Origin of the sequence: Streptomyces sp. NBC_00435, assembly GCF_036014235.1 — a bacterium.
Classification (GTDB): domain Bacteria; phylum Actinomycetota; class Actinomycetes; order Streptomycetales; family Streptomycetaceae; genus Streptomyces.
The window spans coordinates 2,237,194-2,260,036 of sequence record NZ_CP107924.1 but is presented as its reverse complement, the minus strand read 5'-3'; the positions used below and the strand labels follow the sequence as shown (position 1 = coordinate 2,260,036).

The 22,843-nt window shown below is 72.3% G+C and carries 19 protein-coding genes; 9 read left to right on the top strand and 10 right to left on the bottom strand.

Features of this window, described 5'->3' with window-relative positions; genetic code table 11:
- Window positions 1-574: 574 nt before the first annotated feature.
- Window positions 575-2,167 carry a Na+/H+ antiporter gene (locus tag OG389_RS10355; protein ID WP_328298177.1) on the top strand — a complete coding sequence of 531 codons (1,593 nt, stop codon included), beginning with the start codon at window positions 575-577 and terminating at the stop codon, window positions 2,165-2,167.
- 10 nt (window positions 2,168-2,177) lie between these two features.
- On the opposite strand, the gene OG389_RS10350 is transcribed toward OG389_RS10355, so the two are convergent.
- The gene (locus OG389_RS10350) at window positions 2,178-2,693 is read right to left on the bottom strand and encodes an SRPBCC family protein (RefSeq protein WP_328298176.1); all 516 of its coding nucleotides are present in this window, start codon (window positions 2,691-2,693) and stop codon (window positions 2,178-2,180) included.
- A gap of 64 nt (window positions 2,694-2,757) precedes the next feature.
- Between OG389_RS10350 and OG389_RS10345 the strand changes: the two genes are divergently transcribed.
- The gene (locus OG389_RS10345) at window positions 2,758-3,351 is read left to right on the top strand and encodes a TetR/AcrR family transcriptional regulator (protein ID WP_328298175.1); all 594 of its coding nucleotides are present in this window, start codon (window positions 2,758-2,760) and stop codon (window positions 3,349-3,351) included.
- Here the strand turns inward: OG389_RS10345 and OG389_RS10340 are convergent.
- Together OG389_RS10340 and OG389_RS10335 are read right to left on the bottom strand one after the other, a co-directional pair.
- Window positions 3,339-4,385: an SDR family NAD(P)-dependent oxidoreductase gene (locus OG389_RS10340; protein WP_328298174.1), complete on the bottom strand. Its 1,047-nt coding sequence runs from the start codon at window positions 4,383-4,385 to the stop codon at window positions 3,339-3,341. The genes OG389_RS10345 and OG389_RS10340 overlap by 13 nt on opposite strands.
- Window positions 4,382-5,599, bottom strand: coding sequence for a UDP-N-acetylglucosamine--N-acetylmuramyl-(pentapeptide) pyrophosphoryl-undecaprenol N-acetylglucosamine transferase (locus OG389_RS10335; protein WP_328298173.1), 1,218 nt, complete (start codon window positions 5,597-5,599; stop codon window positions 4,382-4,384). The genes OG389_RS10340 and OG389_RS10335 overlap by 4 nt, the downstream gene beginning before the upstream one ends.
- A gap of 73 nt (window positions 5,600-5,672) precedes the next feature.
- On the opposite strand from OG389_RS10335, the gene OG389_RS10330 reads away from it, so the two are divergent.
- Both OG389_RS10330 and OG389_RS10325 read left to right on the top strand, forming a co-directional pair.
- Complete coding sequence (locus tag OG389_RS10330) at window positions 5,673-6,362, top strand: response regulator transcription factor (RefSeq protein ID WP_328298172.1); 690 nt, start codon at window positions 5,673-5,675, stop codon at window positions 6,360-6,362.
- A complete protein-coding gene (locus OG389_RS10325) occupies window positions 6,359-7,753 on the top strand; it encodes a sensor histidine kinase (protein ID WP_328298171.1) in 1,395 nt (464 codons plus the stop codon). Before OG389_RS10330 ends, OG389_RS10325 begins: the two co-directional genes overlap by 4 nt.
- Before the next feature lie 22 nt (window positions 7,754-7,775).
- Here OG389_RS10325 and OG389_RS10320 read toward each other — a convergent pair whose 3' ends face one another.
- The gene (locus OG389_RS10320) at window positions 7,776-8,804 is read right to left on the bottom strand and encodes a mechanosensitive ion channel family protein (protein WP_328298170.1); all 1,029 of its coding nucleotides are present in this window, start codon (window positions 8,802-8,804) and stop codon (window positions 7,776-7,778) included.
- A 50-nt stretch (window positions 8,805-8,854) separates the two neighbouring features.
- Between OG389_RS10320 and OG389_RS10315 the strand changes: the two genes are divergently transcribed.
- Window positions 8,855-9,424 carry a dienelactone hydrolase family protein gene (locus OG389_RS10315; protein WP_328298169.1) on the top strand — a complete coding sequence of 190 codons (570 nt, stop codon included), beginning with the start codon at window positions 8,855-8,857 and terminating at the stop codon, window positions 9,422-9,424.
- Window positions 9,425-9,475: 51 nt separating this feature from the next.
- Here OG389_RS10315 and OG389_RS10310 read toward each other — a convergent pair whose 3' ends face one another.
- The 5 genes from OG389_RS10310 to OG389_RS10290 all read right to left on the bottom strand — a co-directional run bounded on the left by OG389_RS10310 (window position 9,476) and on the right by OG389_RS10290 (window position 15,378).
- Complete coding sequence (locus OG389_RS10310; RefSeq protein WP_328298168.1) at window positions 9,476-10,456, bottom strand: zinc metalloprotease; 981 nt, start codon at window positions 10,454-10,456, stop codon at window positions 9,476-9,478.
- Between the two features lie 196 nt (window positions 10,457-10,652).
- Window positions 10,653-12,329 carry an alkaline phosphatase D family protein gene (locus OG389_RS10305; RefSeq protein WP_328298167.1) on the bottom strand — a complete coding sequence of 559 codons (1,677 nt, stop codon included), beginning with the start codon at window positions 12,327-12,329 and terminating at the stop codon, window positions 10,653-10,655.
- 109 nt (window positions 12,330-12,438) lie between these two features.
- A complete protein-coding gene (locus OG389_RS10300; RefSeq protein WP_328298166.1) occupies window positions 12,439-13,236 on the bottom strand; it encodes a DsbA family protein in 798 nt (265 codons plus the stop codon).
- 73 nt (window positions 13,237-13,309) lie between these two features.
- A complete protein-coding gene (locus OG389_RS10295; protein ID WP_328298165.1) occupies window positions 13,310-14,002 on the bottom strand; it encodes a hypothetical protein in 693 nt (230 codons plus the stop codon).
- A 50-nt stretch (window positions 14,003-14,052) separates the two neighbouring features.
- A complete protein-coding gene (locus OG389_RS10290) occupies window positions 14,053-15,378 on the bottom strand; it encodes a DUF2252 domain-containing protein (protein ID WP_328298164.1) in 1,326 nt (441 codons plus the stop codon).
- Between the two features lie 170 nt (window positions 15,379-15,548).
- Here OG389_RS10290 and dnaE point away from each other — a divergent pair, with 170 nt between their 5' ends.
- A complete protein-coding gene (dnaE, locus tag OG389_RS10285) occupies window positions 15,549-19,094 on the top strand; it encodes a DNA polymerase III subunit alpha (protein WP_328298163.1) in 3,546 nt (1,181 codons plus the stop codon).
- A gap of 93 nt (window positions 19,095-19,187) precedes the next feature.
- Here the strand turns inward: dnaE and OG389_RS10280 are convergent, their stop codons facing one another.
- Complete coding sequence (locus OG389_RS10280) at window positions 19,188-19,358, bottom strand: hypothetical protein (protein WP_328298162.1); 171 nt, start codon at window positions 19,356-19,358, stop codon at window positions 19,188-19,190.
- Window positions 19,359-19,578: 220 nt separating this feature from the next.
- On the opposite strand from OG389_RS10280, the gene OG389_RS10275 reads away from it, so the two are divergent.
- From OG389_RS10275 to OG389_RS10265, 3 genes are all read left to right on the top strand, one after another.
- Entirely contained in the window at window positions 19,579-20,913 is a 1,335-nt protein-coding gene (locus tag OG389_RS10275) for an NYN domain-containing protein (protein ID WP_328298161.1), read from the top strand.
- 103 nt (window positions 20,914-21,016) lie between these two features.
- Window positions 21,017-21,994, top strand: coding sequence for an ABC transporter ATP-binding protein (locus OG389_RS10270; protein ID WP_328303655.1), 978 nt, complete (start codon window positions 21,017-21,019; stop codon window positions 21,992-21,994).
- The gene (locus tag OG389_RS10265) at window positions 21,991-22,827 is read left to right on the top strand and encodes an ABC transporter permease (protein WP_443059242.1); all 837 of its coding nucleotides are present in this window, start codon (window positions 21,991-21,993) and stop codon (window positions 22,825-22,827) included. Before OG389_RS10270 ends, OG389_RS10265 begins: the two co-directional genes overlap by 4 nt.
- Window positions 22,828-22,843 lie beyond the last annotated feature (16 nt).

Below are 22,843 nucleotides of genomic sequence, written 5' to 3'. Positions count from 1 at the left end.
ACAGACGTTCGCCGGTGCGGGCCCGGTGGCCGCGCCGGCTTCTGGGCGCGGTGGGGCGGCCCCCACGACCTGGACCGTCAGCACCGCACCGGCCGCGATGCAGCCGACCACCAGTCCTGCGGCGCCGGTACGGACCACGGACAGGTCCTCGTAGAACCGCGGGACGGTGCAGGCCCGCTGCCGCGGGGACAGCGTGCCGAGCGCGCTCGTGATGTCCATCCGGTCGCCGCTGGCCGCGCTGACGTCCCCCGCGGAAGCCGGTGACGCCAAGCGGGGGAGCAGGGCGTTCCACCGAATCCGCCTGCGGTGCTGGTCCAGGTAGAGGTTCAGCATGACGCGGCGCACGTACGGCTCCGCGGACTCGACGTCCCACCTGCGGCGGGGCGCTGCGAACACCCGGACCGACTCCCACGAGCGGCGGCGCGGTTTCGTTGGCCCCTGCGGCGATCTTCTTGAGATTCCCCCGGCCGGGGTCTGCGGTCGGGGTCTGCGGCCGGGGCCGGGGCCGACACGCGGGCGCGGTCCCCGGCCCCGGCCGCACGGCCCGGCGGCGGCGGAGTGGCAGGGTGAGGGAGTGGATCAGCTAGCGCTGCTGTTCGTGTTGTTGCTCGGGGCCGTGGTGACCGTGCCGCTCGGCGACCGGCTGGGGTTGCCCGCGCCGGTGCTGATGACGCTCGGCGGGGTGGCGCTCGCGCTGGTGCCCGTCGTGCCGAACGTCGACGTCCCGCCCGAGTACATCCTGCCCCTCGTGCTGCCCCCGCTGCTGTACGCCTCCGTGCAGCGGACCTCCTGGCGGCAGTTCGCCGCCAATGTGCGGCCCATCCTGCTGCTGGCGGTCGCCCTGGTCTTCGTGACCACCGTGGCCGTGGCCGTCACCGCGAACGCCGTCGTCCCCGGGCTCCCGATCGCCGGGGCCGTCGCACTCGGCGCGCTCGTGGCCCCGCCCGACCCGGTCGCCGCCACCGCCGTGGCCGGATCGCTGGGGCTGCCCCGGCGCATGGTGTCGATCCTGGAGGGCGAGGGGCTCTTCAACGACGTCACCGCCATCGTGCTCTACCACGTGGCCATCGCCGCCGCCGTCAGCGGCAGCTTCTCGTGGCCCGACGCGCTCGGGGAGTTCGTGCTGTCGGCCGTCGTCGCCGTCGCCGTGGGGCTCGCGCTCGGCTGGGCCACCAACCGGCTCATGGGGCGGCTCGGCGATGCCACCCTCCAGATCGGGCTGACACTGCTCGTGCCGTTCGTGTCCTACGTGCTGGCCGAGGAGTTCCGGGGCTCCGGCGTGCTGGCCGTGCTGACCACGGCGCTGTTCCTCGCCGAGTACGCGAACGACGCCGACGACGTGCTGGGCCGGCTGGCCGGGCACACGTTCTGGGAGGTCGTCGACATGCTGGTCACGGGTGTCGCGTTCGGGCTGATCGGGCTGGAGCTGCACAACGTGTTCGGTGTCGCCCGCGGCCGGGAGTATGAGATGGCCGGGTGGGCGGCGGCCGTGGTCGCGGTGGTGGTCGGCGTACGGCTGCTGTGGCTGCTGCCCGCCGGCTGGCTCGCGAAGAAGCTGCACTCGCGGCGCGACTACGCGGAGGAGATCCCGCTGAGCTGGCGGGAGTCCGTGGTGATGTGGTGGGCGGGCATGCGGGGCGTGGCCTCGGTGGCGCTCGCGCTGGCCATCCCGTTCCGGACGGAAGCGGGGGAGCCGTTCCCGGCGCGGGACCAGATCGTCTTCATCGCCTTCGCCGTGATCATGGCGACCCTGGTGATCCAGGGGCTGACCCTGCCCTGGCTGGTCCGCCGGCTCGGCGTGGAGGCCGACCCGGACGCGGAGGCGGACATCGCCCGCGCCCTCGCGATCCGCGCCGCGAAGGCCGCCAAGCGGCGGCTGAAGGAGATCGAGGAGGTGGAGGACCTTCCCGAGGACCTGGCGGAGATGCTCTACCGGCGGGCCTACGACGTGGGGGCGAGGATCAGCCCCGACATGGTCGACGAGGAGCGCCGGGAGGCGTACGCGAAGCGGGTGGAGCGGATCCGCGACGTCCAGCGCATCCAGCGGGAGATGATGTCCGCCGCCCGCCACGAGGTCCTGGCCGCCCGGAGCGAGCCTGGCGCCGACCCGGAGATCGTCGACCGGGTGCTCCGGCATCTGGACGTGCGCAGTCTGCGTAGCCCGTAGCCCGTAGCCCTCAGCCCACAGCCCGTGGCCCCCGGTTGGCGAGGGAGCGCAGGAGGCGGACGTACGGGGACCAGCGCGACGGTCGGGACACCGTGCCCGTGCAGGCGGCCTCGGCGCGGTCCAGGGCGTCCTCGACGCAGGCGTCGTGCATCCAGCGGAAGGCGAGCGGCCAGCTCAGCCGGGCCGGGCCGCCGGTCCGCATCGCGAGGGTGTGCCGCAGCGCCGTGCGCCCTCCGTCGAGCGGCAGTGCCGTGAACTCGTGGAAGCCGGCGAAACCGCGCGGTCCGCTGAAGGCGAACCGCACCCAGGTGCCCGGCACGTAGGCCGCGACCGTGTAACGGACCGGTCCGTGGCCGCCCACCGCGTCGACCCCCAGCGGGCGGTCGAACTCCATCGGGGGCCACTGCGGGTGCGGCCACAGCCGGTCCGGGCGGTCGGCCGTCCTGCCGGACAGGCTGTCGATGAGCGCGCCCACCTCATTCGCCCCGGCGGCCAGCACGCGTTCGTGCACGTTGTAGACGGGCATGAGTATCTCCCGGAAGTAAATTAGAGAACTGTCTCTAGTTGTTCTGGAGAGTACTCTCTGATTCATGGCTCGACCACCCCGATTCGACACCGGCCAGATCCTCGACGCCGCGGTGCTGCTCGCGGCCTCCGGCGGCCCGGCCGGGGTGACCATGACGGCCGTCGCCCAGGCGGTCGGCGCACCGAGCGGGTCCGTCTACCACCGCTTCCCCGGCCGGGCGGCCCTGCTCGCCGAGGTGTGGCTGCGGACCGTCGAGCGCTTCCAGGACGGGTACTTCGCCGCCCTCGGCAGCGACGCCGACCCCGCTCTCGCCGCCCGCGCCGCCGCCCGGCACGTCGTCTCCTGGAGCCGTGCCCACCCGCATGAGGCCACGCTCCTCCTGTACGGACCCGAGGAGTTCGGCCGCGCCGACTGGTCCGAGGAGCACAAAGCACGTGCCGACCTCGGCAACCAGCGCGTGTTCGGCTCCCTCGGCACCCTCGCCGAGGCCCTCGGCGCGGCCGGCCCCCAGGACCGCGACCGGGTCACCCTGGCCCTGATCGACCTGCCGCTGTCCGTGGTCCGCCGCCATCTGCGCGCCGGCCGCCCGCTGCCGCCGTACGCCGAGGACCTCGCCGAGGGATCCGCGGCGCAGCTGCTGGGCGTCTACACCTGGTAGCGGTCCGGCGCGAAGAGGTGGAGGTGGGAGGCCACCCAGTCCGAGGTCCGGGCCAGGCCTTCCCGGAGGGAGACCTCGGGCTTCCAGCCGGCCCAGTCGCGGGCCCGGGAGTTGTCCGACAGGAGCCGCAGGACCTCACTGCCCGCGGGGCGCAGCCGGGCCGGGTCCACGACGACCTCCGCGTCCCGGCCGGACGCGGTGATCAGAGCCCGGGCCAGGTCGCCGATGGAGATCTCCTCGCCGGTGCCGAGGTTGACCACCTCGCCCAGCGCCCGGTCGCACTCGGCGACCGCCAGGAAGCCCGCCGCGGTGTCCGTCACGTACGTGAAGTCCCGGGTGGGGGCGAGGGAGCCGAGCCGGACCTCCCGGGCGCCGGAGTGGAGCTGGGCGAGGATCGCGGGGATGACCGCGCGCGCCGACTGGCGGGGGCCGTAGGTGTTGAACGGCCGGACCACCGTCACCGGCAGCTCGAAGGCGTGGTGGAACGAGAGCGCCATCATGTCCGCGCCGATCTTCGACGCGGAGTACGGGGACTGCGGCTGGAGCGGGTGGCTCTCGGAGATCGGCGCGGTCAGGGCGGTCCCGTAGACCTCGCTGGTGGAGGTGTGGACCAGGCGGCGCACGCCGTGCCGCCGGCAGGCCTCCGCCATGTTCTCGGTCCCCGTGACGTTGGTCTGGACGTACGCGCCCGGCGAGGCGTAGCTGTACGGGATGCCGATCAGTGCCGCCAGGTGGAAGACGGTGTCGCAGCCGGCCACCGCGTCGCTGACCCGGCCCGCGTCGCGGATGTCGCCCGCCCACATCCGCACCGGCCCGTCCGGATCGGCCAGGTACCGGGCGAGGTGGCCCTTCTCGGCGTACGGCTTGTAGTGCACGAAGGCACGCACCTCGGCGCCCCGCGCCACCAGCAGGTCGACGAGGGTGGAGCCGATGAACCCCTCGGCGCCCGTGACGAGGACGGTACGGCCCGTCCAGTCCGCCCGGGCGTGTGCGTCGACGGAAGTGGACGGGGTCAGGGGCGTGTGCGTGGTCATACGAGCTCCAAGGGGGAGGGAGAGGGGAAGGGGACGGAGGGGGCGGGAAAGCCGGCGACCCGCAGGACCTGCGCCGCCAGCAGTTCGGCGGCCCGCGCGTGCGGGCCCGGGTCGGCCGCACCGGCCATCGCGGCCAGCCGCGCCGGGTCGGCCAGCAGCGGGGCGAGCAGTTCCGCGAGTCGGCCGTCCGTCGCCTCGGCGTCCGCGAGGAGCAGGCCGGCTCCCGCGTCGGACAGCACCCGGGCGTTGTGGGTCTGGTGGTCGCCCGGCGCGTACGGGTACGGGACGAGCACGGCCGGGACCCCGGTCGCCGCGAGCTCCGCCACCGTGGCCGAGCCCGCCCGGCACACCACCAGATCGGCGGCGGCGTACACCAGGTCCATCCGGTCCAGATAGGGCACGGCCCGCGCGATCCGCCGTCCGCCCGAGGCGGACAGCCCGGCCACCGTGTCCGCGAGCGCCGCCGGACCCGTCTTGATCAGTAGCTGCACGTCCTCCCACGCCTGCCAACGCCCCGCCAGCCCGGTCGCCGCCGCGGTCAGGCGGACGGCGCCCAGGCTGCCGCCGTTGAACACCACCAGCCGCCGCCCGTCCGGCACCCCGAGCTCGCGCCGGGCCCCGGCGCGCAGCGCCGCCCGCCGGGCGCCGGACAGTCCGGCGAGGCCCGCCAGGGCCGCGGAGATCGGCATTCCGGTGGTCAGCGCCCGCTCCCCGCCCGCCAGGTGCTCCCGGCCGCGGTCGAAGGCCACCGCCATGTGCGGAGTGAGGCGGGCGGCGAACTGGTTGGCGCGGCCCGGCACCGCGTTGGACTCGTGGATCACCGCCGGCAGCCCGGCCATCCGGGCCCCGAGTACGGCGGGCGCGCTCGGATAGCCGCCCATACCGACGACCACGTGCGCCCGCTGCGCCCGGATCACGGCCCGCGCCTGCCCGGCGGAGCGCAGCAGCGCCGCCGGGAGCAGGTAGCGCCGGGCGCCCAGCGCCGGGTCGAAGGGGATCATGTCCACGGTGTGCAGGTGGTAGCCGGCGGCCGGGATCAGCTCGGTCTCCAGGCCGCGTTCGGTGCCGATGAACGAGACCACGGCGTCCGGCACGGCGGTGCGCAGTGCCTCGGCCAGGGCCAGCCCGGGGTAGATGTGGCCGCCGGTACCGCCCGCGCCGATCACGACGGAGAGCGGCCGGCGCGAGGGGGAGCGTGAGGGTGAGGTGTTCATGGCCGCACACTCCCGGTGCGTCCTAAGAACGTTCTAAGAGGTTCTCTCAGAACCATTTGGGAGGCTTTCCCCCATGCGCATGCAGCGGATTCTGGTGGTGGACGACGAGCCCGAGGTGCGGGCCGCCGTCGAGGACGGGCTCGCCGTCGAGGGGTACGAGGTGCGCGGCGCGGCCGACGGGCTGGCCGCGCTGTCCGAGGTGGCGCTCTGGGAGCCCGACGCGGTGGTCCTCGACGTGATGATGCCGGTGCTGGACGGGCTCGGCGTGTGCCGCCAGCTCCGCGCGGCGGGTGACCGTACGCCCGTACTCGTCCTCACCGCCCTGGACGCGGTCAGCGACCGGGTCGACGGGCTGGAGGCCGGGGCCGACGACTACCTGGTCAAGCCGTTCGCGCTCGACGAGCTCGTGGCGAGGGTACGGGCCCTGCTGCGGCGGGCCGCCCCCGAAGCGGCCGGGGGCTCGCCGGTGCTCGCGTACGGGGACCTCGAGCTCGACCCCGGGACCCGCACCGGGCGGCGCGGTGAGCGGCCGCTGGAGTTCAGCCGCACCGAGTCCGCGCTGCTCGAACTGCTCCTGCGCCACCCCGGGCAGGTGCTCCCGCGCGAGCTCGTCCTGGAGCTCGTGTGGGGGCGGGACTTCGGGCCGGACTCGAACTCGCTGGCCGTCTACGTCGGCTACCTGCGGCGGAAGCTCGAGGCCGGCGGCGAACCCCGGCTGGTGCACACCGTGCACGGGGTCGGCTACCGGCTGGACGCGCCGTGAGCGGCGGGCGGCGGCTCGGAGCGCGGTGGCGGCGCAGGCGGCCGCTGCGGACCCGGCTCGCGCTGGCCGCCACGGCGGCCGTCGCGCTGGTCGCCGTGGGCGTGTGCGCGGCGGCCTTCCTCGTCGTCCGCGACGCCCTGTACCGGCAGCTCGACCTCAGCCTCACCCAGTCCGCCCGCCTGGCCGCCCAACGCAACCCGGACTCCGGGCCCGGGACCCTGAGCGGGGAGTGCAGGTTCCTGGCGGCGCCCGCCTGCGCCGAGGTGGTGCCGGCCGGTCCGGGACGCGACCCCGCCGCGCCGTACCTGCTGCCGGTGGCCCCCGCCGCGCGGGCCGTCGCGGCGGGCACGAAGGCCCCGTACTACACCGACATCGTGCACGCAGGCCATCCGGCGCGGATGCTGACCACCGACTACACCAAGGGGCGGGCGCTCCAGGTGGCGCTGCGGTCGGACACCGTGGAGGACGGCATCGCGCAGGCCGCGTGGTGGCTGGCACTGACCGGTGCGGCGGGGGCCCTGCTGGCCGCGCTGCTCGGCTACTGGGTGGCGCGGACCGGTCTGGCGCCGGTCACCCGGCTCACCGCCACCGCCGAGCGGATCGCCGCCACGCGGGACCCGCGGCACCGCATCGAACTGCCGCCGCCCGGGCGGGGCGGGGAGGACGAGATCACCCGGCTCGCCGGGAGCTTCAACACGATGCTGGGAGAGCTGGAACAGTCCGTCACCGCGCAGCGCAGGCTCGTCGCCGATGCCTCGCACGAGCTGCGGACGCCGCTGACGGCGCTGCGGACGAACGCGGAACTGCTGGCGCGCGGGGACCGGCTGACGGCGGGGCAGCGGGAGCGGGCCTCGATGGCGCTGGGGCGGCAGCTGCGCCAGGTGACGGGGCTGGTCAACGACCTGATCGAGCTGGCCCGGGATGAGGAGCCGCAGCTGCTGGTGGAACAGGTGCGGCTGGCTCCACTGGTGGAGTACTGCGCCGGGGCCGCGCGGGCGCACTGGCCGGGGGTGTCGTTCCGGGTCCGGGCGGAGGAGGCGGTGGTGGTGGCGGGGGTGCCGGCGCGGCTGAGCCGGCTGCTGGGGAACCTCCTGGACAACGCGGCGAAGTTCAGCCCGGCGGGGGCGGAGGTGGAAGTGGAGCTGGTGGTGCGGGGCGGGGAGCGTGCGGAGGTGACCGTACGGGACCACGGGCCGGGGATCGCGGAGGCGGACCTGCCGTACGTCTTCGACCGGTTCTACCGGGCGGGGGCGGCGCGATCCCTGCCGGGGTCCGGGCTGGGGCTGGCGATGGCCCGGCAGATCGCGCGGGCGCATGCGGCGGAGCTGACCGCCGAAGCCGCCCCGGGGGGTGGCGCGCTGTTCCGCCTCACCTTCGGCGCCCCGGGCTGAGCGGCGACCGCCCCGGGTGGGGTCACGGCCCGGGTGGGGGGAATGCCTCCGTGGTGGCGACGTGGGGCAGGGCGTACGGGTGGTCGGTCAGGAGCCAGGTGATCATGCGTTCGCGGACCGCGCAGCGGAGCGTCCAGACGGTGTCGGCGTCCGGGGCCGTGACCACCGCGCGGACCTGGATGGTGTTCGGGGTGGTGTCCGTGACGGCCAGGGAGCTGGTGCGGCCGTCCCACTCCGGGATGTCCTGCAGGAGCCGCTGGAGCTGTTCCCGCATCAGGTCCACCGGGGCGCTGTGGTCCAGGTGCCAGAACACCGTACCCGTCATCTGCGCACCGCCGCGCGACCAGTTCTCGTAGGGCTTGCTGGTGAAGTACGACACCGGCATCGTGATCCGGCGCTCGTCCCAGGTGCGCACGGTGAGGAAGGTGAGGGTGATCTCCTCCACTTTGCCCCACTCCTTGTCGACCACCACCGTGTCGCCGATCCGGACGGTGTCGCCGAAGGCGATCTGGAGTCCGGCGAAGAGATTGCCGAGCGAGGACTGGGCCGCGATGCCCGCCACGATGCCGAGTACGCCCGCCGAGGCCAGCATCGAGGTCCCGACCGTCCGCATCGGCGGGAACGTGAGGAGCATCAGCGCCGCCGCCACCACGATCACGACCGCCGTGACGACCCGCTGGATCAGCGTGACCTGGGTACGGACCCGGCGGACGCGGGCGTCTTCGGGGGAGTCGGCCGCGTAGCGCGCGTACGTGGAGTCCACGACCGCCGCCGTGATGCGCACCAGGAGCCATGCGGTCGAGGCCATCAGGATCAGCGTCAGCGCGTGGCCCAGGCCGTCCTGGCGCCGGTGCAGCCCCTGGAGCAGGGAGGTGGCCAGGACCAGCAGGAACGGGGGGCGGCAGCGGCGCAGCAGCCCCCACAGCGGGGTCTCGCTGTGCCGGGCGTCGGCGCGGCGGAGCAGCAGGTCCAGCAGCCAGCCCGCGATCAGGGTGACCACCAGGGTGCCCGCGACGGCCACCAGCGGGCGCAGGAGGGAGTCCGTGTCCATGAGGGTCAACGTAACCGGAGGCGGTGCCCCGAAACTGGCACGATGGGGACATGAACATCATGCTTTTCCATTCGACCTACGGGCTGCGGCCCGCGGTACGGGAGGCGGCCGACCGGCTGCGTGCGGCCGGGCACCAGGTCCAGGTGCCGGACCTCTTCGAGGGGCGCACCTTCGAGACTGTCGAAGAGGGCATGGCCCACCAGGAGGAGATCGGCCGGGACGAGCTGCTCAAGCGCGCGGTGCTGGCCTCGGCCCCCTTCTCCGACCAGGGGCTGGTCTACGCCGGCTTCTCCTTCGGCGGCTCGATCGCCCAGCACCTGGCGCTCGCCGACGAGAAGACGCGCGGCCTGCTGCTCCTGCACGGCACGGCCGACCTGGAGGAGAACACCTCGGTCGACGAACTGCCGGTGCAGCTGCACATCGCGGACCCGGACCCCTTCGAGCCGCACGACTGGCTGACCGCCTGGTACCTGCGGATGCGCAAGGCCGGGGCGGACGTGGAGGTCCACACCTATGCGGGGGCCGGGCACCTGTTCACCGACCCGGGGCTGGACGACTACGACGCCGAGGCCGCCGGGAAGGCCTGGGAGGTCGCCCTCGGCTTCCTCGACAGCCTCTAGCCGGACAGACCGATGGGGCCCCCTTCCGGGGGCCCCATCGTCATGTGTGCGTCAGGCGCGGTACGCCGTCCACATGCTCTTCATGCGGGTCACCTGGCCCGCGGTGAACTGGTACATGCAGGAGTCGTACGTGTAGTCCATGAAGTTGTGGATCGGGTCGACGCCGCTCGCGGTGCAGGTGTCGCGGCCGGTCGGGCACTCGAAGGCCGCGCTCTTCTCGGCCGGGGTGTCCGAGACGGAGTCGCCGCTGCCCGAACAGCCGCCCTGGAAGGTGTGGTAGAGCCCGAGCCAGTGGCCCACCTCGTGGGTGGCGGTGTCGCCCTGGTCGTAGTTGGTGGCGGAGCCGCCCGGGATCGAGGTGTTGAGGATGACCACGCCGTCCATCTTGGGCTGGGAGGCGTAGGAGCTGGGGAAGGTGGCCCAGCCGAGGAGGCCGCCGCCGAGGTTGGCGGTGTAGAGGTTCAGCGCGTTCTTGCCGCCCTTGCGCAGGGCGTTCTTCATGTTCTTCTCGGCGGTGGTGCCGTCCGAGACGTTGTACCAGGTGGAGTTGTTGGTGTAGTCGGTCCCGGCGAGGGAGAACTGGAAGCCGGAGTTGACGTTGCCGGTCCCCTGGCCCGCGTAGGCGGCGTTGAGGACCGAGATCTGGCTGTTGATCTGGGCGGCCGTCAGGTTTCCGGCGCTGCCGGAGGTGATCACGTGCACGTACACGGGGATGGTCGTGACGGCCTCCGCGACGCGCAGGCTGCGCGGCTCGGCCGTGACCTTGTCCAGCTTCGCCCGGAGGTCGGCGTCCATGGCCTTGGTCTGGGCCTCGGTGACCTCGTTGGGCTCGGCCGCGTGCTGGTCCTTCGGCCGCGCCACGCGTGCGTTGGCCGCGCCGGAGGCGTCCTCGGCACACGCCTCGGCGCCGGTCTTGGCGGCCGCCAGCGTGGTGGGGGCGGCGAGCGGGGTGAAGGCCAGGGTGCCGGTGAGTACGGCGGCACCCAGCAGGCGGCGGCGAAGAAGGGGGGATATGCGGGCAAGAGCGCGCACGTGTGCTCCTCGCGAGTGGGGGTATGACGGGAGGGATCTCCTCACGCTGGCGCGAAGCTTACGTGTGCATGTCATAAACGGGTCAAGTGGCTGACGTAAAAGATTTGTTGCTTCTGATGTCAGAGAGGCGCATGGTCTGCACCAAGCGCCCCTCCAGGCAGCAGATTTGGCTGAATGTCGGCGCACCGGGTGCGGGCTACCGCACCGGCCGCTCCGCGCGCTCCACCTTCTGGGAGCCGTTCAGGGTCCGGTACGAGCGCTGCCAGGCGGCCGTGGCGTCCGGGCGCCGCTTGTCCGAGACCGTGTAGTAGTCCATCTGTGAACGCTCGGCCGTCACGTCCAGTACGCCGTATCCGTGGGCGTCCATGTCCAGCCATTTCACGTGCCGGTTGGCGGCCTTGATCGCCGTCTCCGCGACCAGCGAGACCGTGTCCGCCGGTACGTGCAGCAGGTCGTCGATGTTGTCGGAGGTCACCGAGGTCACCACGAACTCCACGCCCGCCGACCGCGACCACGGATAGGTGGCTGCCGTCACCGGGACGTCGTTCGCCCAGGCCATGTGGATGTCACCCGTCAGGAAGACGGTGTTGCGGATTGCGCGGTCCGTCAGGTGGCCCAGCAGTTCCCGGCGGTCGTCGGTGTACCCGTCCCACTGGTCCACGCTGATCGCGAGGCCGCCCCTGGGCAGGCCGAGCAGCTCCGTGAGGGGCTCCAGCAGGTGGGCCGGCAGCGATCCGAAGGCCACCGGCGAGATCATCACCGAAGTGCCCACCAGCTTCCAGGTGGCCTGTGAGCCCGCCAGCCCGGCCTTCAGCCAGTCCAGCTGCGCCCGCCCGGTGATGGTGCGCTCCGGGTCGTCCACCTGGCCGCTGCCGATGCCCACCTGCTGCGAACGGAAGGTGCGCAGGTCCAGGAGGTGCAGGTCGGCGAGGGTGCCGAAGCGCAGCCGGCGGTAGACGGTGCCCTCGGTGGAGGTGCGGACGGGCATCCACTCGAAGTACGCCTGCCGGGCGGCCGCGGCACGGGCCGCGAACTCGCCCTCGGTGGCCGGGTCGTGGTTCTCGGCGCCGCCGGACCAGGTGTCGTTGGCGATCTCGTGGTCGTCCCAGATCGCGATGACCGGGTGCGCCAGGTGCAGGGCCTGGAGGTCCGGGTCCGTCTTGTACTTGCCGTGCCGGGTGCGGTAGTCGGCCAGGTCGAGGATCTCGTGCAGCGGCTCGTGCCGCCGTACGACGTACTTCGCCTCGGGGTAGGCGCCGGTGCTGTACTCGTATATGTAGTCGCCCAGGTGCAGGATCGCGTCCAGGTCGGCCCGCGCGGCCAGGTGGCGGTAGGCGGAGAAGTAGCCGGACTCCCAGTTGGCGCAGGAGACCACGCCGAACCGGACCCCCGCGGGCGCGGTCTCGGGGGCGGGAGCGGTACGGGTCCGCCCGACGGGCGAGGTGGCGCCGCCCGCGGTGAACCGGTACCAGTACGCGGTCTGCGGCCGCAGCCCCCGTACGTCGGCCTTGACGGTGTGGTCGGAGGTGGCGCTCGCGGTGACGGTGCCGCTGGCGACGACCCGGGAGAACGCCTTGTCCTCGGCGAGCTCCCAGCCCACCGGGACGGCCGGGCCGGCGCCGGAGCCCGGGACGGACGCGGCGGTGGGGGTGACGCGGGTCCAGAGCAGGATCCCGTCGGGCAGCGGGTCGCCGGAGGCCACGCCGTGCAGGAAAACAGGGGACGTGCCGGTGGCGGCGCGGGCGGCTTCGGCGCCCAGCGCGGTGATCGGGACGAGTGCGGCCGTGGCCGCTGCGGCCAGGACGACCGAACGGCGGCGCGGGGTCGACTGAATGGTCGACTCCGGTACAGAAGAGGTGAGTTGACTGGTCACGGGCGGTCAGATTACCGACCGGTAAGCGCTTTGGAACAGCCCTGTGAAAGCAACGGACGGGCGAACTCTGAGAGTTCGCCCGTCCGTCAGTCGGTCCCGCTCGGCAGGGTCAGCCCGCGACGGCCTTGTCGATCGCCGCCGTGAACGCCTCGGGCGTCTGCGGCAGCGGGTCGATCTTCTTGCCGTCGATCTTCAGCGTCGGCGTGCCCGTCACACCGCTCTTGTCGAAGGCCTTGGACATCTCCAGCGCCCACCGGTTGTACGTGCCGTCCTCGACGGCCTTCTTGAACTCGGCGTTGCCCTTCAGGGCCGGGACCTGGTCCGCGATCGCCAGCAGGGCGTCGTCCTTGGCGAACTTGTCGTCCTTCTCCTCCGGGTGGTTCGCGGCGGAGTAGAGGGCCGTCTTGTACTCCAGGAACGCCTCGGGGCTGACGTTGAGGGCCGCGCCCAGCGCGCTCAGGGCGTTCTTCGAGCCGCTGCCCGGGAAGCCCTTGTCGAGGAAGGTGGCGCCGATGTACTGGATCTTGTACTTGCCGGCGTCGATGTCCTTCTTGAGCTGCGGGCCGACCGCCTGCTCGAAGCTCGCGCAGACCGGGCAGCGCGAGTCCTCGTACAGTTCCAGGGTCTTCTTGGCGTCCGCCTTGCCTATGACCACGGTCGTGCCGTTCTCGCCCGTGGTGTTCTTCGGCGCGACCAGCGCGGCGTCGGCGGCCTTGTCCCACTCGCCGGGCTTGTTGGACTGTACGACCGCGTAGCCGACGCCGCCGGCCAGGGCCAGGGCGGCCACGACACCGGCCGCGACGAACACCTGGCGGCGGGCGCGGGCCTTCTTGGCCTGCTTCTCGCGGTCGGCGCGCAGCTTCTCGCGGGCCGCCGCCTTGTTCGCCTGGCTGTTGCGTGCACTCATCATGAACTCCGTGGGGTACGAACGGCTCCGCCGGGGAGCCGGAGGGAAGAAGGGGGCTGTCCTCGTGCGTGCGTCAGGCGCGAGCGAGCGCGCCGTGTACGCGAGGAGGTCCCCGCCGCCCCACGGAATGTGCGGGGAACCGGGTACGGGCCGCCGGGCCCGTACGCACCAACCGCGGCAGCCGCCGTACCCGGCCGAGGACCGCCACCACCCGGGCCGAGGCCATCCGCAGCGGCCGGAAGGCGCAGGCGGACGCCGCCCTCAGCAGCCGGCCGAGCGCCCGCTCCCCGTGCCGCAGCCACACCGAGGCGAGCAGCCCGACCGAGACGTGCGCGCCCAGCAGCAGCCAGGGCGTCCACGGTCCCGGCGCGGCCAGCAGCGCGGCCGGGTCGGCGGAGCCCCCGCCGATCCCGGTGATCGGACCGCCCAGGGGGGCGCCGCCGCACAGGTCGGCCAGCCCCATCGCGCGCAGCGGACCCGAGACGGGGCCGCCGGCGGGGCCGTAGCAGAGGTCCTGGCCGGAGGTGAAGACGGTGTCGGCGGCCAGCTCCAGGGGCACCAGCAGCCCGGCGATGGGGCCGAGGCCCCGCTCTCGCCCGGCCAGGGCGTAGGCGATCGCGAACACGGCGGCGAACGAGCCTCCCACCAGGGCGGGAGGCAGCGGCACCCGGGACATCAGGACGTGCGAGCCGGCCGAGAGCAGCACGACGAGAGCGCTGAACAGCGCGGCCCGCAGCCCCCGTAGCCCTACCCCGGATATGTCCATCGTCGCGAGTGTGCCACGAGTCCCTGTGAGGAGGGGTCCCAGGTCCTGGACTAGGGCAGGATCCGGCCGTTGCGGAACAGGTCCACGAAGATCTGGTGGTCGGCCCGCGCCCGGGCGCCGTAGGCGTGCGCGAAGTCCACCAGCAGATCCGCGAAACCCTCCTCGTCGGCGGCGATGGCCGCGTCGATGGCCCGCTCGGTGGAGAAGGGGACCAGCGTCTGGCCGCTCTCCTGCTCGTCCGCCGCGCCGTGCATGGTCGCCGTCGCCCGGCCGAGGTCCGCGACCACGGCCGCGATCTCCTCCGGGTCGTCCAGGTCCGACCAGTCCAGGTCCACCGCGTACGGGGAGACCTCCGCCACCAGCTGCCCGGCCCCGTCCAGCTCGGTCCAGCCGAGCCACGGGTCGGCGTGCGCCTGCAGGGCGCGCTGGGAGATCACCGTGCGGTGCCCCTCGTGCTGGAAGTAGTCGCGCACCGCCCGGTCGGTGACGTGCCGGGACACGGCCGGGGTCTGCGCCTGCTTGAGGTAGATCACGACGTCGTTCTCCAGGGCGTCGCTGTGGCCCTCCAGCAGGATGTTGTACGAGGGCAGGCCCGCCGAGCCGATCCCGACGCCCCGGCGGCCCACGACGTCCTTGACCCGGTAGGAGTCCGGGCGGATCAGGGACTCCTCGGGGAGGGTCTCCAGGTACCCGTCGAAGGCGGCGAGCACCTTGTAGCGGGTGGCCGCGTCCAGCTCGATGGTTCCGGGGCCGGGGGAGAAGCGGCGCTCGAACTCGCGGATCTCGGTCATCGAGTCGAGGAGGGCGAAGCGGGTACGGCTGCGGGCCGCGCGCAGGGCCCCCAGCAGCGGGCCCTCGGCGCTGTCCAGCGTGAAGGAGGGGACCTCCTCGTGCTTGGCGCCGGTCGCCAGAGCGTGGATGCGCTCCCGGTAGGCGCCCGCGTAGATCCGCACCAGCTCGCTGATCTGGTCGTCACTGAGCGCCTTGGTGTAGCCGATCAGGGCGACGGACGCCGAGAACCGCTTCAGGTCCCAGGTGAAGGGGCCGACGTAGGCCTCGTCGAAGTCGTTGACGTTGAAGACCAGCCGGCCGTTGGAGTCCATGTAGGTGCCGAAGTTCTCGGCGTGCAGATCGCCGTGGATCCACACCCGGCCGGTGCGCTCGTCCAGGTACGGGCCGCCGTGCCGCTCGCGCTCCAGATCGGCGTAGAAGAGGCAGGCGGTGCCCCGGTAGAAGGCGAAGGCCGAGGCGGCCATCTTCCGGAACTTGACCCGGAAGGCCGCGGGGTCGGCGGTGATCAGCTCGCCGAAGGCGATGTCGAACACGTCGAGTATCTGCTCGGCGCGCTGCTCGTCGGTCGTCTCGGGAACCGCCATGGCGGGTGCCTCCAGGTGGTGCGGGGTGGATCACGTTTTGATCGTGCGCGGCCGGACACTGCCGTTGGTCGTGCAACGCATGACCGTACCCGGCAGTGCCCGTGATCTGTCACCCGGGCGACGTAGGATTCGTAGCTGCCGCCCCTCTCCCCCCTCCGGAGGCCCCCACCGTGACCAAGCCGCCGTTCACGCACCTGCACGTCCACACCCAGTACTCCCTGCTGGACGGTGCCGCGCGGCTGAAGGACATGTTCAACGCGTGCAATGAGATGGGCATGACGCACATCGCCATGTCCGACCACGGCAACCTGCACGGGGCCTATGACTTCTTCCACACCGCGAAGAAGGCCGGAGTCACGCCGATCATCGGGATCGAGGCGTACGTCGCCCCGGAGTCCCGGCGCAACAAGCGGCGCATCCAGTGGGGCCAGCCCCACCAGAAGCGCGACGACGTCTCCGGTTCCGGCGGTTACACGCACAAGACGATCTGGGCGGCGAACTCCACCGGCCTGCACAACCTCTTCCGGCTGTCCTCCGACGCGTACGCCGAGGGCTGGCTGACGAAGTGGCCGCGCATGGACCGGGAGACCATCTCCCAGTGGTCCGAAGGCCTGATCGCCTCCACCGGCTGCCCCTCCGGTGAGCTGCAGACGAGGCTGCGCCTCGGCCAGTTCGACGAGGCCCTGAAGGCAGCCTCCGAATACCAGGACATCTTCGGCAAGGACCGGTACTTCCTGGAGCTGATGGACCACGGCATCGAGATCGAGCGCCGGGTCCGCGACGGACTGCTGGAGGTCGGCAAGAAGCTCGGCATCCCGCCGCTGGTCACCAACGACTCGCACTACACGTACGCGCACGAGTCGGCCGCGCACGACGCCCTGCTGTGCATCCAGACCGGCAAGAACCTCTCCGACCCGGACCGCTTCCGCTTCGACGGCACCGGCTACTACCTCAAGTCCACGGACGAGATGTACGCGGTCGACTCCTCGGACGCCTGGCAGGAGGGCTGCCGCAACACCCTCCTGGTGGCCGAGCAGATCGACACCACCGGCATGTTCGAGGCCCGGAACCTCATGCCGAAGTTCGAGATCCCGGAAGAGGGCTACACCGAGGTCACCTGGTTCAAGGAGGAAGTGCGGCGCGGCATGGCCCGCCGCTACCCGGGAGGGGTCCCCGAGGACCGGCAGAAGCAGGCCGAGTACGAGCTGGACGTCATCATCCAGATGGGGTTCCCGGGCTACTTCCTCGTCGTCGCCGACTTCATCATGTGGGCCAAGAACCAGGGCATCGCGGTCGGCCCCGGCCGTGGCTCCGCGGCCGGCTCGATCGTCGCGTACGCCATGGGCATCACCGACCTCGACCCGATCACCCACGGCCTGATCTTCGAGCGGTTCCTCAACCCCGAGCGCGTCTCCATGCCCGATGTCGACATCGACTTCGACGAGCGCAGGCGCGTCGAGGTGATCCGGTACGTGACCGAGAAGTACGGCGACGACAAGGTCGCCATGATCGGCACGTACGGAAAGATCAAGGCGAAGAACGCCATCAAGGACTCGGCCCGGGTCCTCGGCTACCCGTACGCCATGGGCGACCGGCTCACCAAGGCGATGCCCGCGGACGTCCTCGGCAAGGGCATCGACCTCAACGGGATCACCGACCCCTCGCACCCGCGCTACGGCGAGGCGGGCGAGATCCGGGCGATGTACGAGAACGAGCCGGACGTGAAGAAGGTCATCGACACCGCCCGCGGCGTCGAGGGCCTGGTCCGCCAGATGGGCGTGCACGCCGCCGGCGTGATCATGTCCAGCGAGCCGATCGTCGACCACGCCCCGGTCTGGGTGCGGCACACGGACGGCGTGACCATCACGCAGTGGGACTACCCCCAGTGCGAGTCGCTCGGCCTGATCAAGATGGACTTCCTGGGCCTGCGCAACCTCACGATCATGGACGACGCCGTCAAGATGGTGAAGGCCAACAAGGGGATCGACCTCGATCTCCTCGGGCTGCCGCTCGACGACCCCAAGACGTACGAACTGCTCTGCCGCGGTGACACGCTCGGCGTCTTCCAGTTCGACGGCGGGCCCATGCGCTCCCTGCTGCGCCTGATGAAGCCCGACAACTTCGAGGACATCTCCGCCGTCTCGGCCCTGTACCGGCCGGGCCCGATGGGCATGAACTCGCACACGAACTACGCCCTGCGCAAGAACAAGCAGCAGGAGATCACCCCGATCCACCCGGAGCTGGAGGAGCCCCTCAAGGAGATCCTCGGCGTCACCTACGGCCTCATCGTGTACCAGGAGCAGGTGCAGAAGGCCGCCCAGATCATCGCCGGGTACTCGCTCGGCGAGGCCGACATCCTGCGCCGGGTGATGGGCAAGAAGAAGCCCGAGGAACTGGCGAAGAACTTCGTCATCTTCGAGGCGGGCGCCAAGGAGAAGGGCTTCAGCGACCAGGCGATCAAGGCCCTGTGGGACGTCCTGGTCCCCTTCGCCGGCTACGCCTTCAACAAGGCCCACTCGGCCGCGTACGGACTGGTCTCCTACTGGACCGCCTACCTCAAGGCCAATTTCCCGGCCGAGTACATGGCGGGCCTGCTCACCTCGGTCAAGGACGACAAGGACAAGTCCGCGATCTACCTGAACGAGTGCCGCCGCATGGGCATCAAGGTGCTCCCGCCGAACGTGAACGAGTCGGAGTCCAACTTCGCCGCCCAGGGCGACGACGTGATCCTCTTCGGCCTCACCGCCGTCCGCAACGTCGGCACCAACGTCGTCGAGTCGATCATCAAGACCAGGAAGGCCAAGGGGAAGTACGCCACCTTCCCCGACTTCCTGGACAAGGTCGAGGCCGTCGTCTGCAACAAGCGCACCGTCGAGTCCCTGATCAAGGCCGGCGCCTTCGACGAGATGGGCCACACCCGCAAGGGCCTGGTCGCCCACCACGAACCGATGATCGACAACGTGGTGGCGGTCAAGCGCAAGGAGGCCGAGGGACAGTTCGACCTCTTCGGCGGAATGGGTGACGAGAGCGCGGGCGACGAGCCGGGCTTCGGCCTCGACGTCGAGTTCTCCGACGTCGAGTGGGAGAAGGCCTACCTGCTCGCCCAGGAGCGCGAGATGCTCGGCCTGTACGTCTCCGACCACCCGCTCTTCGGCCTGGAGCACGTCCTCTCCGACAAGACCGACGCCGGCATCTCCCAGCTCACCGGCGGTGAGCACGGCGACGGCGCCGTCGTCACCATCGGCGGCATCATCTCGGGCCTCCAGCGCAAGATGACCAAGCAGGGCAACGCCTGGGCCATCGCCACCGTCGAGGATCTGGCCGGCTCCATCGAATGCATGTTCTTCCCCGCGACCTACCAGCTCGTCTCCACCCAGCTGGTCGAGGACACCGTCGTCTTCGTCAAGGGCCGCCTGGACAAGCGCGAGGACGTCCCCCGGCTGGTCGCCATGGAGATGATGGTCCCCGACCTGTCGAACGCCGGCAGCAACGCACCGGTCGTCCTCACCATCCCCACCGTCAAGGTCACCCCGCCGATGGTGACCCGGCTGGGCGAGATCCTGCGCCACCACCAGGGCAACAGCGAGGTACGGATCAAGCTCCAGGGGCCGCGCACCACCACCGTGCTCCGTCTCGACAAGCACCGGGTCAAGCCCGACCCGGCGCTCTTCGGCGACCTCAAGGTGCTGCTCGGGCCGTCCTGCCTGGCCGGATAGTCGCCTCGCCGCTACCCCGGTCCGCTCCCTCGTACGCGGAAAGGCCCGCCCCTGTCGACCGGGGCGGGCCTTTCCGCGTACGAGGGAGCGGCGTCAGTTGTGGCCGAACTTCTTTTCCCTCTTCTTGCCGGCCATCTGCAGCGGGCTCGGTGCCGCCGAGGTCGAGGGCGCGGGCGCGGATTCCATCGAACTCTTCGCCGGATCCTGCGAAGCCGAGCGGTCCTGAGACTTGGCGGGCTGCTGGCGGTTCTTGTTCTTGGCCATGGGAAGCCTCCGTGAGGGGTGTAGGGGCCAGGGCCGCCTTCACACTCACACAGCGCCGTAAACGGCGCATTTTGGATCATTACCGCGCGTAGTCAGGGGCCCCACCGGGGACCTCTGGGAGATACGCCACGCCGATGATCGAGTTCCGGCCGTCAACGCCCTTGCCGTCGGGCAGACTCGGGGAAACCGCGAAAGACACAGAGGACCCCCAGGGAAGAGGGTGGTACGCGTGGACCGCTGCGTCGTCCTGGTGGACGCCGGCTATCTGCTGGGGGCCGCCGCGAGCCTTCTCGCGGGAGAGCCCTCACGCTCCCGCATCACCGTCGACCATGCGGCGCTCATCCACGGCCTGCGCGAGCGCGCCGAGGCGGACACCGAGCAGCCGCTCCTGAGGATCTACTGGTTCGACGGCGCACCCGACCGGGTGCCCCAGCCCGAACACCGCCGGCTGCGCGTCATGCCGCGCGTCACCGTCCGCCTGGGCGCCCTGACCCGCAGCGACGGCCGCTGGGCCCAGAAGGGCGTCGACGCGGCCATGCACGCCGAGCTCACCGAGCTGGCCCGCAACCGCGCCTGCTCCGACGTCGTACTCGTCACCGGCGACGGGGACCTGCTGCCCGGCCTGATGTCGGCCAAGGAGCACGGGGTCGCCGTCCACCTGTGGGCCGTCCAGGCCGCCGACGGGGACTACAACCAGTCCGAGGACCTCGTCGCCGAGGCCGACGAACGCCGTGTCCTGGACCGCACGTGGATCACCCGGGCCGTCCGCGCCCGCGACCTCACCGGCCTCTGCGCCCCGCCCCCGGCCCCGCGCCCCGAGATCGCCGCCATCCTCTCCGCCCCGCTGCCCGAGGCCGCCCTCGCCGAAGCCGCCCGCGGCAACGGCAGCCGGCCCCCGGCCGCCGCGGAACCCGAGGAGGGCGGCGTACCCGCCCCCGCCTCGCCCGCCACCGCCAACGGCAGGCCCGTCCCGACCCCGAAGGACCTCGCGGGCTCCCTGCGCGCCCCCGGCGCCGCCGGACCCGCCCCCGTGGCGGCCCCGGGCCTCGGGTCCGCACCGGCCGGCAGCGCCCTGCGCTGGTCCTCCGACAAGGGTTGGATCGACCGCGCGGGGCCGCTCGGCGAACCGGCCGAGACCGCCTCGCTGCCCACCCTCGCCCAGCTCACCTCCGCCGAGCAGCGCTGGGCGGACCGCGAGGAGGACATCACCACCGTCGGCGGCGACCCCTTCGAGGTCGGACAGGTCTTCGCCCGGCGCTGGATGGAACGGCTCCCGGAGACCGTGCACCTGCAGAAGCTCGCCACCATGTACCCGCGGGTCCCGCACCGGATCGACGGGGAACTGCTCCGCTACGCCGCCAGGTTCGGACTCCTCGCCCACAAGGACGACCAGATCGACGAACACGACCGCTACGCCATCCGGGCCGGCTTCTGGCGCGAGATCGACGTACGGGCCGCCGCCGAACACGTGGCCGGCGCGGGCGCCCCGGCCGCCGTGCCCGCCGCGGCCGCGGTTGCCGGAGCCGCCGTACCGGTGGCCCCGGCAGCCGAGTAGGGGCCGCAACCCCGTAGGCTGCTCCCTCGTGAGTACGGGCGCAGCACAGGCAGCAGACCTCGGCAGGCCGACCGCGGCAGCGGCCGCGGGACCGGCCCCCGACGTGGTCTGCGCGGTGCGTGACCTGGTCAAGACCTATCCCGCGGTACGGGGACGGCGCGGGGCCCCCGCCCTGCCCGAGACCCGCGCCACCGACGGGATCTCCCTGGACGTGCGGTGCGGTGAGATCTTCGGGCTGCTCGGACCCAACGGCGCGGGCAAGTCGACCCTGGTCCGCCAGCTCACCGGACTGATGCGGCCGGACAGTGGCTCGGTGACCCTGCTCGGCCACGACCTCGTACGCCACCCCGAGCGGGCGGCGCGGCTGCTCTCCTACCTCGGGCAGGAGTCCACCGCCCTCGACGAGCTCACCGTGTCGCTGGCCGCCGAGACGACCGGCCGGCTGCGCGGGCTCGACGTACGCGCCGCGCGGGCCGCGCGGGACTCCGTACTGGAGGAGCTCGGGCTGACCCCGATCGCCGGGCGGCCCCTGAAGAAACTTTCCGGCGGGCAGCGGCGCCTCGCGTGCTTCGCCGCCGCACTGGTGGGGGAGCGGCCCGTCCTGGTCCTCGACGAGCCCACCACCGGTATGGACCCGGTGGCCCGGCGGGCCGTCTGGGCCGCCGTCGACCGCCGCCGTGCCGAGACCGGGGCCACCGTGCTGCTGGTCACCCACAACGTCATCGAGGCCGAGACCGTCCTCGACCGGGTCGCCGTCATCGACCAGGGCCGGGTCATCGCCTGCGACACCCCGGCCGGGCTCAAGGCCCAGGTCTCCGGCGAGGTCCGCCTCGAACTCGTCTGGCGCACCGCCCCGCCGCTGGAACTCCCGGAGGTCGCCGCGCTCGCCGGGGCGGCCGCCGAATCCGGGCGGCGCTGGGTGCTGCGGCTCGGACCCGACGAGGCGCGGGCGGCGGTGGCCGCCGTGACCGGGGGCCCGGCCTTCGCGGCACTCGACGACTTCACGCTGGCCACGCCGAGCCTGGAGGACGTGTACCTCGCCCTGGGCGGGCGCACCTCGAAGGGACTGGTGAAGGCGTGAGCTCCACCGCCACCACCGCCACCTCCTCCTCCGTACCCGGTGCCACCGGCGCCGTCGCACCCGCCACGGCCACCGCCGCGGGCGTACTGGCTCCGCGCGCCCGGTTCCTCCCGGCGCTCGCCGCCGTCTACCGGGCACAGCTGTCCCGCGCGCGGGTCGCCCGGATCCCACTGCTCTTCGTCGCCACCTTCCAGTCCGTCGGGATCATGATCCTGATGCGGGGAGTGGTCGACGGGGGCTCCGAGGCGCGGGCCGTCGTCGCCGGATCCTCCGTGCTGGTCGTCGCCTTCGTCGCACTGAACCTGCTCGCCCAGTACTTCGGGCAGCTGAGGGCCAGCGGCGGGCTGGACCACTACGCCACCCTGCCCGTGCCGCCCGCGTCGGTGGTGCTGGGCGCGGCCGCCGCGTACGCCTCCTTCACGCTGCCCGGCACGCTGGTGACGGCCGTCTTCGGCAGCGTGCTGTTCGGGCTGCCGATGGGCGGACTGTGGATCCTGGTGGCCGTGGTGCCGCTGGCCGGGGCCGCGCTCGCCGGGCTCGGCGCGGCGCTCGGACTGCTAGCGCCGCGCCAGGAGCTGGCCACCCTGGCCGGCCAGCTCGGCATGTCGGCGGCACTGCTGCTGGGCGTGCTGCCGCCGGAGCGGATGCCGGAGGTCATCGTGTGGGCGCGGGACCTGCTGCCGTCCACGTACGGCGTGGAGGCCTTCGCCCGCACCTTCGAGCCGCACCCGGACTGGGCGGCGGTCCTCCTCGACCTCGGCGTGTGCGCGGCGGTGGGCGCCCTGTCCCTGGCCCTCGCGACCTGGGCCTACCGGCGGGCCGCGGTCCGCTGACGACACGGCCGCCCGA